At 63.0% G+C, this 12,308-nt stretch carries 11 protein-coding genes, 1 tRNA gene and 1 pseudogene; 8 read left to right on the forward strand and 5 right to left on the reverse strand.

Annotation, left to right across the window (positions count from 1 at the left end):
• The 3 genes and pseudogenes from KIP88_RS31130 to KIP88_RS48565 all read right to left on the reverse strand — a co-directional run.
• Positions 1-1,706 (reverse strand): FAD-dependent oxidoreductase (locus KIP88_RS31130; protein WP_214491962.1); only part of this gene is annotated, 1,706 nt, incomplete at its 3' end.
• Positions 1,707-1,793: 87 nt separating this feature from the next.
• A complete protein-coding gene (locus KIP88_RS31135) occupies positions 1,794-2,006 on the reverse strand; it encodes a hypothetical protein (RefSeq protein ID WP_308163680.1) in 213 nt (70 codons plus the stop codon).
• Between the two features lie 68 nt (positions 2,007-2,074).
• Positions 2,075-2,167, reverse strand: a pseudogene (locus KIP88_RS48565) (TIGR01459 family HAD-type hydrolase); the annotation flags it as partial.
• A gap of 421 nt (positions 2,168-2,588) precedes the next feature.
• Here KIP88_RS48565 and KIP88_RS31140 point away from each other — a divergent pair.
• Positions 2,589-2,663: transfer RNA gene (locus KIP88_RS31140), tRNA-Thr, on the forward strand.
• An 86-nt stretch (positions 2,664-2,749) separates the two neighbouring features.
• Here the strand turns inward: KIP88_RS31140 and KIP88_RS31145 are convergent.
• Positions 2,750-3,790, reverse strand: coding sequence for an HD-GYP domain-containing protein (locus KIP88_RS31145; protein WP_214491963.1), 1,041 nt, complete (start codon positions 3,788-3,790; stop codon positions 2,750-2,752).
• A gap of 255 nt (positions 3,791-4,045) precedes the next feature.
• Here KIP88_RS31145 and KIP88_RS31150 point away from each other — a divergent pair, with 255 nt between their 5' ends.
• The 3 genes from KIP88_RS31150 to KIP88_RS31160 are packed head-to-tail and all read left to right on the forward strand — an operon-like array spanning position 4,046 to position 7,054.
• Positions 4,046-5,068, forward strand: a complete 1,023-nt coding sequence (locus tag KIP88_RS31150; RefSeq protein WP_308163681.1) for a glycoside hydrolase family 16 protein — start codon at positions 4,046-4,048, stop codon at positions 5,066-5,068.
• A gap of 12 nt (positions 5,069-5,080) precedes the next feature.
• Positions 5,081-6,544, forward strand: coding sequence for a GH1 family beta-glucosidase (locus KIP88_RS31155; protein WP_214491964.1), 1,464 nt, complete (start codon positions 5,081-5,083; stop codon positions 6,542-6,544).
• Positions 6,545-6,604: 60 nt separating this feature from the next.
• Positions 6,605-7,054 (forward strand): MaoC family dehydratase, encoded by a 450-nt coding sequence (locus KIP88_RS31160; protein ID WP_214491965.1) that lies wholly within the window; start codon positions 6,605-6,607, stop codon positions 7,052-7,054.
• Positions 7,055-7,072: 18 nt separating this feature from the next.
• Here the strand turns inward: KIP88_RS31160 and KIP88_RS31165 are convergent, their stop codons facing one another.
• Complete coding sequence (locus KIP88_RS31165) at positions 7,073-7,309, reverse strand: hypothetical protein (protein ID WP_214491966.1); 237 nt, start codon at positions 7,307-7,309, stop codon at positions 7,073-7,075.
• A gap of 102 nt (positions 7,310-7,411) precedes the next feature.
• Here KIP88_RS31165 and KIP88_RS31170 point away from each other — a divergent pair, with 102 nt between their 5' ends.
• The 4 genes from KIP88_RS31170 (at position 7,412) to KIP88_RS31185 (ending at position 12,276) form a co-directional block, all read left to right on the forward strand.
• A complete protein-coding gene (locus KIP88_RS31170) occupies positions 7,412-7,732 on the forward strand; it encodes a DNA-binding transcriptional regulator (protein ID WP_214491969.1) in 321 nt (106 codons plus the stop codon).
• A 223-nt stretch (positions 7,733-7,955) separates the two neighbouring features.
• Positions 7,956-8,681 (forward strand): outer membrane protein, encoded by a 726-nt coding sequence (locus tag KIP88_RS31175; protein ID WP_214491974.1) that lies wholly within the window; start codon positions 7,956-7,958, stop codon positions 8,679-8,681.
• Positions 8,682-8,897: 216 nt separating this feature from the next.
• Entirely contained in the window at positions 8,898-11,024 is a 2,127-nt protein-coding gene (locus tag KIP88_RS31180; protein ID WP_214491975.1) for a methyl-accepting chemotaxis protein, read from the forward strand.
• Between the two features lie 190 nt (positions 11,025-11,214).
• Complete coding sequence (locus tag KIP88_RS31185; RefSeq protein ID WP_214491977.1) at positions 11,215-12,276, forward strand: MBL fold metallo-hydrolase; 1,062 nt, start codon at positions 11,215-11,217, stop codon at positions 12,274-12,276.
• The last annotated feature ends 32 nt before the right edge of the window (positions 12,277-12,308 follow it).

Consider the following 12,308-nt stretch of genomic DNA (forward strand, 5'->3'; position numbering starts at 1 on the left):
AGCGACGGTTTCATGGCATCGGCCAGATAGCCGTGCAGCGCCGCCACCACCTGCGCGCCCTCGCCGATCGCGCCACCGACGCGCTTGACGGAGCCGGAGCGCACGTCGCCGACCGCGAACACGCCGGGCACCGAGGTTTCCAGCGGCGACGCCGACTGCCCGTCTTTCTGTTTGCATTGCGCGCCCGTCACGACGAAGCCGCCGCGATCGACCATGACGCCACAGCCATCCAGCCAGCCGGTGGCGGGATCGGCCCCGACGAACAGAAACAGATTGCGGGCATCGAGCGTATGTTCCTCCGGGGCGAGACGGCTGCGCCAGCGCACCCGCGTCAGCGATGCGTCGTCATCGCCTTCGAGACCGACCACTTCGGCGTTGAACATTAATTCGATATTGGGGGTCGCCTCGATGCGCTCGATCAAATAGCGCGACATGCTGGCCCCTAACCCGCCGCCGCGGATGATCATGTAGACCTTGCGCGCGTGGCTGGACAGGAACACCGCGGCCTGACCCGCCGAATTGCCGCCGCCAACCAGCACGACATCCTGGCCGGCGCACAGCTTCGCCTCGATCGGCGAGGCCCAATACCAGACGCCGCGGCCTTCGAATGTCTCGAGATTCTCCATCTCGGGCCGGCGGTAGCGCGCCCCGCTCGCGACCACGACGGATTTGGCGCGCATCATCTGTCCGCAGTCGGTCGCCAACGCAAAGAGGCCGTCGGTGCGGCTGCAATCGAGCGACCGGATCGAGACGGGGATCATCATGTCGGCGCCGAACTTTTGCGCCTGGTTGAAGGCACGCCCGGCCAGCGCCTGACCCGAAATGCCGGTTGGGAAACCCAGATAGTTCTCGATCCTGGCGCTGGCGCCGGCCTGACCACCAAACGCGCGCGTATCGAACACGGCGACCGACAATCCTTCGGAAGCCGCGTAGACGGCGGTGGCAAGACCCGCCGGCCCGCCGCCGACCACCGCGACGTCATAGAGCTTTTCTTTGTTGTGGTCGCCGATCATGCCGATCGCGTAGGCGATCGCCGGCTCCGACGGATTGCGCAGCACCCGGCCGTCGGGAATCACGACCAGCGGCAGATCGGCGCGCGAGGTGGCATAGCGCGCCACGAGGTCGGCAGCGTCCTTGTCGGCTGCGGGATCGAGCACGTGGTGCGGCTGGCCGTTGCGCCCCAGAAAATTCTGCAGCCGCGCCATGTCGCCGAGCGAAGGCGGGCCGATCAGCACCGGACCGCCGACGCCGCCCTGGATCAGGCTGACCCGGCGCAGGATCAGCGCGCGCATGATGCGCTCGCCGAGTTCGGCTTCCGCGACCAGAAGCGCCCGCAATTGATCCGGCGGAATCAGCAGCACTTCGACATCGCCACCATCGGCATGGCCGTCGACCAGTGCGACGCGGCCGGAAAGCTGGCCGATCTCGGCCAGAAACTGCCCCGGCCCCTGGTCGATGATCGGCGTGACATGGCCGAGGCCGTCACGCTGGGTGATCGCGACATGGCCCGACAGCACGACGAACATGCCGGGGCCTACCTTGCCGGTCTCGAACAGGGCTTCGCCGTCCCTGTAGCTTCGCGGCTCCCCGAACCGGCGCATCCGTTCGATCTCGTGATGCGTCAGCGCCGGAAATGTCTGCTCGTGACGTGGAAACGCGTAAGCGTTGGCGCCGGTCGCCGGACCGGCCGTGGTGTCTGCACTCATTGTCGCCGCCCAAAAAAGAAACAGAACTGTGCAGAGAGCGTGCCGCGCCACCCGGCGAGCGATCGGGATTTCCCGCTGCGCTACTGGCTAAGGCTTTTCTCCGCTGGCGTCATCTAGGGATGCATCGGTGGTTTCGGAAGATGCAGCGGGATCGCTGCGCCCGCGGGCCTGCGACTTCCGCCGCTTGAGATTTTCGCGCAACGCCAGCTTCAGCCGGTCCCGTCGTGAATCCTTCACATCCGCGCTGGTCTTACCCGCAGCCCTGTCTTGATCGTCCTTCATCGTCAGTCCGTCGAACACGCCTTGATTGAAACGACGTCAGGGGACGCCATTGCCGAAAGATGGTGGGGTTCGATCATCCATACTGCAATCGAGCGCCCGGCACATCGGGCGATTCGGCCGAACAGCTCTTTCACCGAGGCCGGATCGAGCTGATCGATGCCCTCGAATTCCTCGGAATGCGGTGGTAGGTGCATCGCTGCACCGGACTCAAAATTGCGAAAACAACCCCATGCAAAGTAGCAATGGGCCTCACGTCATCCGAAAACGCAAGACCTGGTAGGGCGTGGACTCATGAGAGGCAGCATGCCCGGGATTGGGCCGGGCATCACGAGAATTGGAGCGAGCTGGAGACCAGGCGGCTTACACCACAAATATTCGACAGGCCTGCGCGACCTGCAGTCCGGCCGCTCAGAACGAGATCGGGAACCGGAGTAAGGCCCAAACTTGCCGAATTGCCTGACGTCGCGATCCTCAGCGTCGGTTTTTGACGATTTTGGGTCCTTTCCGGCCTGCCCGCGTGCTTGCGCCAGAGGGGCCCTTGTGGCAAGAACCGGCCGCCTAGTGGGCGGCCATTTGGGCCGATTCCCCCATACCGGGCATGCTGCCGTAGCTCAGTGGTAGAGCACTCCATTGGTAATGGAGAGGTCGACAGTTCAATCCTGTCTGGCAGCACCAGCCCCTTCCGATAAATTTAACGGCCTCAGTTGGGAATTCAGCCCAGGATCGCGATCATTCCGCGCGGCGTGTCGGCAGGTGTTTGTTCACGACGCAAGCGCCACTTTCCGGAACGCCTTGACCAGCGCTCCCTCCAGCTTGCCCTCCATGCCGCAGAGGATCTGGTAGGCGTCCTGCCGGGGCATTGGCGGCCTGTAGGGCCTCGACTCGACCAGCGCGGCAAAGATATCCGAGATCGTCAGCAATCTGACCAGATCGGAAATCTCCGAGCCCGCCAATCCATCCGGATAGCCGGAGCCATCAAGATATTCGTGATGATGCCGCACGCCATCCAGAATTTCCGCGCTGATGCCCGATACGCCCTTCAACAGATCATATCCGATCACGGGATGACGCCGGATGATTTCCTCCTCCTCGGGGTCGAGGCGTCCCGGCTTGTCCAGGATCTCGAGAGGAATGCGCGCCTTTCCGATGTCGTGGAGGGTCGCCGCCATTCCGAGCCGCGATACGTCCCCGCCGGAGAATCCGACATCCAGCCCGAAGGCGACCGCAACACCTGTTACAAGCAGGCAGTGCTGAAACGTGCCCTCATGATAGCGGCGCACTTCATCGAGCCAGTTCGAAAGCCCATCCTGCCCGACGCGGGTGATGATCTTCGACGTTGCACGCTTCGCATCGACAAGCTTCAGCGGCCTGCCACGGCGCACATCCGAAAACATCGAGGCGAAGGCTACCACCCCTTCGTCCATATCCGGTGTCGGCTCTGCCGCGTCCTCTTCCGCGGCCACCTCCGCCTCTTCGATCTGCGCGACCTTGAGAATCGCTTCCTTGGGGCGTGAAATAATCTCGGTCGCGCCGAGCGCATGGGCCTGCGCAACCATCGAACGGGAGAGATTGTGAACGACGAACAGCTTCTCGGGAATGGTGGCAAGCTCGTGCAAAACGAACTTGAGCTGATCGACGCGCGGCATCTGCCGCAGGTCAATGTCGACCATCAGCACGCCATGCGACCTGATCCCCGTGCCGTCGCTGCCCAGCACCCAGGGCACCACGGCGTGTTGCGGTTCGAGCATGGCACGAATCGCCGGTAACTTCGTCGGTTCGTCCGTCACAAAGTAGACGAGCATTCAAGAACTTTCGTACGCCCTTAATATTGAGGTAGCTGTCCTATAAATTTTAAGCACTGAAAAGAAAATGAACTATCTTGCCGGTGGTTCCGACGCCCACGCCCCGCACGCGTGCCATCGATATCGCAAGCACTCTAGTCAACCTCAGACTTGGCTACCTTGCCGTTAAGCATTCACCTCGTATAACTACGTACCTCAAACAGGTGAGCATGTCGGTCGGGTTTCCGAAGGATCGTCAGATCGAGGGCATCGTCAGTGAGTGACCTCCTGTCGCGTCGAAGCGAACCGGGAACCGAGAGATTTACGCTGCGCGCCCTGGTCTCGATCGGCTGCCTGTTCGCCGCCGTCCCGGCGTTCGCGCAGGCCGATCTCGCCGGTGCGACAGCCAAGCTCACGCTGCAGGTCGCGACCGCCATCCTCGGCGAAAAATGCCGCCGCGTCGAGGCGCCGAACCCCGCATCGTTCGCATCGGTATCTCTGCACCGGACCTTCCACGATGATTTCGACAGCCATCCGCTGCTGGATGAAAGATGGGCGCCGCATTACGCCGGCGGCGCCGCCTGGCCGGAGGCGCGCTATTGGGGCGGCGCCGGCTCCGACTTCAGGCGCAAGACCAGTTACAACGGCGAGCAGCAGATCTATGTCGATCCGCGCTATGGCGGACGGGAAACAACGCCGCTCGGCCTCGACCCGTTCAAGGTCAAGGACGGCGTTCTCTCGATCGTCGCCAGCCGCACCCCGCCGGCGCTGAAAACCGTTCTCTTCGATAATGAATATATCTCGGGCATCCTGACGACCCAGAGCCGGTTTTCCCAGAAGTACGGCTATTTCGAAATACGTGCCAAGATACCGGTCGGCGTCGGCGTATGGCCGGCGTTCTGGATGCTCGCCGACGACGGCGGCTGGCCGCCGGAAGTCGATGTCATGGAGGGCCGCGGGCAACGGCCGGGCGACCTCGCGATGACGACGCATTGGCGGATACCGGAAACGCAGCGCGTGGAACGCTGCGGGTTCGACTTCCGGGTGCCGGACGCACCGACCGTCTTTCACGATTATGGCGTGCTGTGGCAGCCGGACCGCATCACCTATTTCATCGACCGCCAGCCGGTCTCCGAGATCAAGGTTCCCGTCGGTTTCCACGAACCCATGTACATGATCGTCAATCTCGCCATGGGCTCGAAGACTTTCGAGGGCGTCGGATTCGTCGATGGCGAATCTCCCAATATTGTCGCCTTCGAGATCGACAGGATATCCGCCTACCAAATCGACGAACGCTGACCGGAGATGATGATGTTCGGAAAATTCTCGCGCCGGCATTTTGCAAAGCTTGCAGGCTTGTCCGCGCTCGGCATCACGGCTGCACCGGCCGACGCCGCCGCGCAACCAGCAGCCGAGCGGCCGGGGCTTGCGAGTTTTCCGAAAGACTTCGTGTGGGGCACCGCCACGTCGTCCTATCAGATCGAAGGCGCCGTCAACGAAGACGGCCGCGGCCGCTCGATCTGGGATACGTTTACCCACACGCCCGGCAAGATCGAGGACGGCACGACCGGGGATCGCGCCAATGAGCACTATCATCGCTACAAGGAAGACATCGGCCTGATCAGGGAATTGGGCGCCAAGGCCTACCGTTTTTCGATCGCGTGGCCGCGGGTGTTTCCGGAAGGCACGGGCAAGCCGAACCCCAAGGGCCTCGACTTCTACGACCGCCTCATCGACGAACTGCTCAAGGGTGGCATCGAACCCTACGCGACGCTCTATCACTGGGATCTGCCGCAGGCGCTCGAGGACAGAGTGGGCGGCTGGCGATCCAGCGAAACGTCGAAGGCGTTCGGGGATTATGCCGGCCACGTGGCGGCGCGTATCAGCGATCGCGTCAGGTCGATCTTCACGATCAACGAAGCCGGAAGGTTCGTGAATTTCGGCTATGGATGGGGCGTCGATGCCCCCGGCCTCAAACTGCCGGACGCCGACGTCAACCAGGTCCGCCATCATGTGGCGCTGGCGCACGGCCTCGCCGTGCAGGCGATCCGCGCGCATGGACGCGCGGGCACCAGGGTCGGTCCGGCCGAAAACATCGCGGCCTGCGTCCCGGCGTTCGACACGCCAGACAATGTGCGCGCGGCCGAGATAGCGACGCGCGAACTCAACTCCGGATTCCTCGGCGTCATCCTGGAAGGCAAATACACTGACGGATTTCTTCAATACGCCGGCAAGGACGCGCCGAAATTTACTGCCGACGAATTGAAGATCATTTCCTCGCCCAATGATTTCGTCGGCCTCAACATCTACGCGCCGCAATTCTACATCGCCGCGTCCGACAAGGCGCCGGGCTGGCGCGTGCTGCCTTTTCCGGCCTCATTCCCGCACATGAATTCCGACTGGCTGAGGGTCGGCCCCGAGACGATCTACTGGGCGCCGCGTCTGGCGGCGAAGGTCTGGAACATCGAGACGATCTACATCAGCGAGAACGGCACCTCGTCGGAAGACAAACTCCGTGACGATGGCCAGGTCTACGATCTCGATCGCATCATGTATCTGCGCAATTATCTCAGGCAATTGCAGCGCGCGACGTCAGAGGGCGTGCCGGTCCGCGGCTATTTCCTCTGGAGCCTGATGGACAATTTCGAATGGATCTACGGCTACGAGAAGCGCTTCGGGATCTACCATGTCGACTTCGGGACGCAGCGCCGGACGCCAAAGCTCAGCGCAGCCTTCTATCGCGACGTGGTGGCGCGGAATGCGATCGGCGTCTGAGCAGCGCGGTTCATTTCCGTCCAGCCGACCGATGCAGATCCGTTTGAGGAGGAGCACACGATGATCGAGTGGTTCGACGATCTTGCGTTGGGGATGCGTTTCAAGAGCGAAAATGTGCAGATCACCGAAAGCGACATCAAACGTTTCGCTGCGGAATATGATCCGCAACCGATGCATCTGGACGAAGCCGCTGCCGCAAAAACGGCATTCAAAGGTCTCGCTGCTTCGGGGTGGCATACGGCTGCGATCGCCATGAACCTCGCCGTCCAAATTCGGCCGTTCGGTCCCCATCCCCTGATAGGGATCGGCGTCGACGAATTACGCTGGACGGCGCCGGTGCGACCCGGCGATACGCTCCATCTCGAAGGAGAGGTTGTTGGCCTCACTCCATCGCGAACAAAGCCGCAAGGCATCGTGCTGGTGAAATGGACTATGTTCAATCAGGGCGGCGAGGCCGTTTATACCTTCACCCCGATCGCTATCGTTCCTCGCCGGCCCCAATCAACTTAAGGCCCTCGTCCCCGGCTCTCAATCATACCGCGCGGCCTGCCGCAGCGGCGCCGAGACGTCGGAGAGGGAGCGCTGCTTGCCGTCGATTGCCACAGTCGTGACCGGTTCCTGCGCCAGCTTGCGCGATGATTCGTGACCGACGAATACGCCTGCCGCGGTGAGCAACAGCACGACATAAAGTGCAAACATGCCGCCGACCCATTGCCAGTAGATCCGGCGGGCGTCGGGGGTCAGGCTTTCGAGTAATCGGCGCATGGTTTGCCTCCTCATCAGGAAACCTTATGCGTTGCGTATACGCCCCAAGTCACATCAGGTGTGTGACGTACTTCACAGATGTCGATTTGAAACGGAGAACCCGTGACCGGAGCGGAACTGAAGAAACTTCGCCAGCATCTCGGTGAGGCCATCGGCCAGCCGTTGTCGGTGGCCGACATGGCCAAACTCTGCGGGCTGTCGGCCTCCGATGGCGCCGACACCATCCGCCGATGGGAGGTCACCGGCCCGACCGGGCCGGTGGCGGAGCTGCTGCGCATCCTGGCGATGGCCAGCGACCACTATCCGATCCTCGAAATGTTCAACGTGTTCGACCGCCACGACGTCCCGGTGAAAGACCGCCCCGCCCGCCGGCAGGCCTTCCGCGAACAGATGCGCAGCGACGTGCGGCGCCGCATTGGTTAAGCAAAGCTTGCCGGAAGGCTTCGCGGACTTCGAAAATTAAGCCTTTCCTAACCTTTGATTAGGCCTTCATTAAGTACAAAAAACGTTTGTCTGCCAATGGGTTGGGTTAGCACCTGCTGTCACCCGGGAGTGACAGCATTTTAGATAAATGCAGTCTAATTGCGGGGGCATGGAAGGCGCCCCGCACGAGGGTGTCGCCGAACGGTTTTCGGAGACCAATACAATGAAGAAGATCCTCGCAGCCCTCGTGGCCTTCGCAGCCCTCACTGCCGCAGCCCCCGCCCTTGGCGCCGATCTCGGTGCGCGCCCCTACTCCAAACAGGCGCCCGTCTATATGCCGCAGGTCCCTATCTGGACCGGCTTCTATCTCGGCGGTCATCTCGGCGGCGCCTTCAGCGGCAGCAACAACTTCAACGGCGCGGTGCTGAGCGATTCCAGCACCCGGCTGCTCGGCGGCGTTCAGGCCGGCCTCGATTGGCAATTCGCGCCGAACTGGGTGCTCGGCACCGAGGGCCAGTATTCCTGGCTCGGCAAGAGCAACCTCACCGCCACTTTCCCCGGCGGCTATGTCTACACCAACGATCAGCGCGGCCTCGGCTCGATCACGGCCCGCATCGGCTACACTTGGGGTTTTGGCCTGCTCTATGTCAAAGGCGGTTACGCCTATTCCGACAACAGCGAGAGGGTGACCCTGGCCGGCGCGCCGATCCCCTTCCTGCTCCATGGCAATCACAGCAACGGCTACACCGTCGGCGCCGGCGTCGAGTACATGTTCGCCCCGAACTGGGCGGTCAAAGGCGAGTACATGTATTACGACTTCGGCAGCACCCGCTTCGTGACCCCTGCCGCGCTGGCGCCATTCGGAAGCTTCCACACCGAAGACCATACGCTGAAGCTCGGCGTCAATTATCGCTTCAACTTCGCAAGCCCCGTGGTGGCACGCTACTGAGCCCTTGCAACTGCGAATTGCGGAAGGCCGGCTTTCAAGCCGGCCTTTTGTTTTTCGGCCCCGTTTTCCGGTTCACGGAAAAAATCGGTCAAATGCAAGCAATCTGCCGGCAAAAATGCGGCGAAAAGCCTTCCGCTTCCAAACTTGTTAACCGGGTACAGGGATACTGCCGCGCGAGGAAACATCTCAAGGTAGCGTAGACGGGACAGCGGGCAAATGGCGGCACAATCCAATTCAAGGCTCAAGGGTTTTCGCTTCGGCGTCAGGGGCAGTCTGTTTGCCGCCTTCGCCGTCATCGCCGGCATGGCGATCGTCATCTCCGCCGGCGCCGGCCTGATGCTCGGGCGACTCGGCGGGACCATGGTCGATCTGAGCGGCCGGGATATCCCCCGTCTCGCCGCCAGTCTGCAGCTATCCGCACAGAGCGCGAGCCTCGCCAGCCAGGGGCCGGCGCTGCTGGCCGCGCGCAGCGAAGAGGCGCTCAACGATCGAACCAGAAAAATGAAGGAAACCCAGGCGATCGCGCTGCAGAAGCTCGGCGAGATCGTCGAACTCGGTGCCGACAAGGCGGTCGTTGCGGCGCTCACCGAGAACATGAAGAACATCGATGAGGTGATCAAGAGTCTCGGCGCCGCCGCGCGCGAGCGGCTCGAACTGGGCGCCCAGCACGAAAAGCTCTACGACGCTGTGCGCAAAGCGCAGCGGCGCTTCGTGGCTGCTGCGGGACCAGCGGCAATCGACGCGCAGACCGAGCTCTACAGCATCTACGCTGCGCCCAACTTCTCGCAAGCCGAAGCCATCCGGGCCCACAAAACCGCCGACCAGCTCGCCGACATCGCCGCCAGCGGCAATCTCATGGCGTTTGACATGATCGCCGCGCTTTCGACCAACAACGCCGAGGTGCTCGAAGCGACCGGCAGGGACTTCCGCACCGCGCAGGCGCGCGTGAAGTCGAATCTCGAAGCGCTGCCCAAGACCACGGCGATGCGGTCCGTTCAAAACACGACCCTGAGCCTGCTGGCGCTTGCCGACGGCAAGACCGGCGTCTTCAAGGTCCGCCAGCAGGAGCTGGATGCGGACGATTACGGCCAGACCATTCTGGAGGAAACCCGCAAGCTCAATGTCGGCCTCGGCATCAGCGTGCAGCAGCTGGTCGACGCCGTGCAGAAGGAAACCGACGCCGCGGCCTGGCAGGCGCGTCAGGAGATTTCGTTCGGGACCATGGTCATGCTGGCCCTCGGCATATCGACGCTGGTCGGTTCGATCCTGTTCGTCTGGCTCTATGTCGGCCGCAACATCCTGCGGCGGATCAGCAACCTGCAGCGCTCGATGCAAGTACTGTCCAGCGGCGACCTCGAATCGGAGGTCTATCAGACCCACCACCAGGACGAGATCGGCGTCATGGCGGATTCGCTGCAGGTGTTCCGCGAGAGCATGATCCAGAGCCGCGCGCTCTCCGCCGAGCAGGACAAGGACCGCATCGCCAAGTCCGAGCGCGCCAACCGCATGGAAGCACGAATCGTCGAGTTCGAAAGCACCGTTCGCACCGCGCTCGACAGCCTGCAGTCCGCGGCTGGCTCGATGCAGTCGACCGCGCAAAGCATGTCGGCGACAGCCGATCAATCGAACGCACTGGTGACCGCGGTGGCGACCGCCGCCGAACAGACTTCAGCCAACGTGCAGACCGTGTCGTCGGGCACCGAGGAATTGTCCTCCTCGATCGAGGAAATCGGCCGTCAGGTCATTACCTCGGCGGAGATCGCCCGCAAGGCGGTCGACGACGCCGGCGAGACCGATGCCACCATGCAGGGACTTGCGGATAACGCCGCCCGCATCAGCGTGGTGGTCGACCTGATCCAGACCATCGCCTCGCAGACCAACCTGCTGGCGCTGAACGCCACCATCGAGGCGGCACGCGCCGGCGACGCCGGCCGCGGCTTCGCCGTGGTCGCCTCCGAGGTGAAGAGCCTCGCCAACCAGACCGCGAAGGCCACCGACGAGATCCGCCAGCAGATCGTCAGCATGCAGACGGTGACGACGACGGCGGTCTCGGCGATCAGGAACATCAGCAACACGATCAGCGAGATCAACGAGGTGACCACCGCGATTGCGGCCGCTGTCGAGGAGCAGGGTGCGGCGACGCGCGAGATCGCGCGCAACATCCAGCACGCCGCCGGCGGCACCAGCGAGGTTTCCACCAACATCGTCGGTGTCTCCAGCGCCTCGTCGCAGGCTGGAACCGCCGCCGGCCAGGTGCTGACCGCCTCCGGCGCGCTGCGCCGCGAGGCCGACGTGCTGCGCGAGGAGATCGACGCGTTCCTGTCGAACATCCGGGCGGCTTAAAATCTTAGCCCGGATGGAGCGCAGCGAAATCCGGGACTTCACAACCGCGAAACGACCGTTCCCGGATTGCGCTGCGCTCCATCCGGGCTACCTAATTCCGCACGCCGGCCGGCGACCCATGTCCTTATCCCTTCCCCGCACCCACTTTTTTCGGCTAGCGCGGCGCCGCCTCTACCGCTAAGCCGGTAGCATGCATTCGAAAACCGACATGGTGCAGTCCTCGGCCGAGGCACTGCGATACCCCTGGGAAAATCACCCCGGCCACGATCAGGTCGTCGAGGTGATGCCCGGCGTGCTTTGGGTCCGGCTCAAGCTGCCGTTCCGGCTCAACCACGTGAACATCTACCTGCTCGCCGACGGCGACGGCTGGGCGATGATCGATTCCGGCTTCGGCAATGAGGAAACCATTGCGGCCTGGACTGCCCTGTTCGAGGGGCCGCTCCGGCATGTGAAGATCACGCGGCTGATCGTCACCCATTCGCATCCCGATCACGTCGGCCTTGCCGGGTGGATCATCGAGCGCTTCGACTGCCCGCTGCAGATGTCGCAGGTCGAATATCTGCAATCGGTCTATCACCAGAACCGCGGCACCGAGGAGCGGCGCAACGCGCAGCGGCTGTTCTTCCGCCGTCACGGCATGGACGAGAGCCTGACCGACAAATTGCTCGGCCGCGGCCAGGACTATTTGAAGCGGGTTTCGGTGCTGCCGCCGTCCTATCGCCGCATCTCGCATGGCGACGAGGTCGTGATCGGCACGCGGCGTTTCAAGGTGATCACCGGCGGCGGCCATGCGCTCGACCAGGTGATGCTGTATTGCGCCGCCGACAAGCTGTTTCTCTCGGCCGACCAGGTGCTGAGCAAGATTTCGCCCAATGTCAGCGTCTGGGCCGTCGAGCCCGACCAGAACTCGCTCGGCGAATACCTGGCCTCGCTGGCGAGCCTGACCACCACGCTGCCCTACGACGTCATGGTGCTGCCGGGCCACGGTGTGCCGTTCTACGGGCTGAAGACCCGCATCAAGCAGCTCGCCGACCATCACGAGGACCGCTGCCGCCTGATCGCGGAGGCCTGCCGGGAAGTTCCGCAAACGTCGAGGGAGCTGGTGCCGGTGGTGTTCAACAAGTACCCACTCGACGTGCACCAGATGGGCTTCGCTTCCGGCGAACTGGTCGCGCATGTCAATTACATGCTGGTCGAGGGCCGCCTGACCTCCGAGGTCAGCGACGGCGTGCTGCGGTTCCGGACCACCTGACACCGGCCTCTCGCCGGACGCCATTCGGCGGC

Source organism: Bradyrhizobium sp. SRL28 (assembly GCF_018596315.1).
Taxonomy (GTDB): domain Bacteria; phylum Pseudomonadota; class Alphaproteobacteria; order Rhizobiales; family Xanthobacteraceae; genus Bradyrhizobium.

Bases quoted from the DNA above. Each gene is read 5' to 3' on its own strand.
- KIP88_RS31155 (WP_214491964.1), top strand. From the start codon at position 5,081: ATGTTCGGAAAATTCTCGCGCCGGCATTTTGCAAAGCTTGCAGGCTTG.
- KIP88_RS31160 (WP_214491965.1), top strand. From the start codon at position 6,605: ATGATCGAGTGGTTCGACGATCTTGCGTTGGGGATGCGTTTCAAGAGC.
- KIP88_RS31180 (WP_214491975.1), top strand. From the start codon at position 8,898: ATGGCGGCACAATCCAATTCAAGGCTCAAGGGTTTTCGCTTCGGCGTC.
- KIP88_RS31165 (WP_214491966.1), bottom strand. From the start codon at position 7,309: ATGCGCCGATTACTCGAAAGCCTGACCCCCGACGCCCGCCGGATCTAC.
- KIP88_RS31185 (WP_214491977.1), top strand. From the start codon at position 11,215: ATGCATTCGAAAACCGACATGGTGCAGTCCTCGGCCGAGGCACTGCGA.
- KIP88_RS31145 (WP_214491963.1), bottom strand. From the start codon at position 3,790: ATGCTCGTCTACTTTGTGACGGACGAACCGACGAAGTTACCGGCGATT.
- KIP88_RS31175 (WP_214491974.1), top strand. From the start codon at position 7,956: ATGAAGAAGATCCTCGCAGCCCTCGTGGCCTTCGCAGCCCTCACTGCC.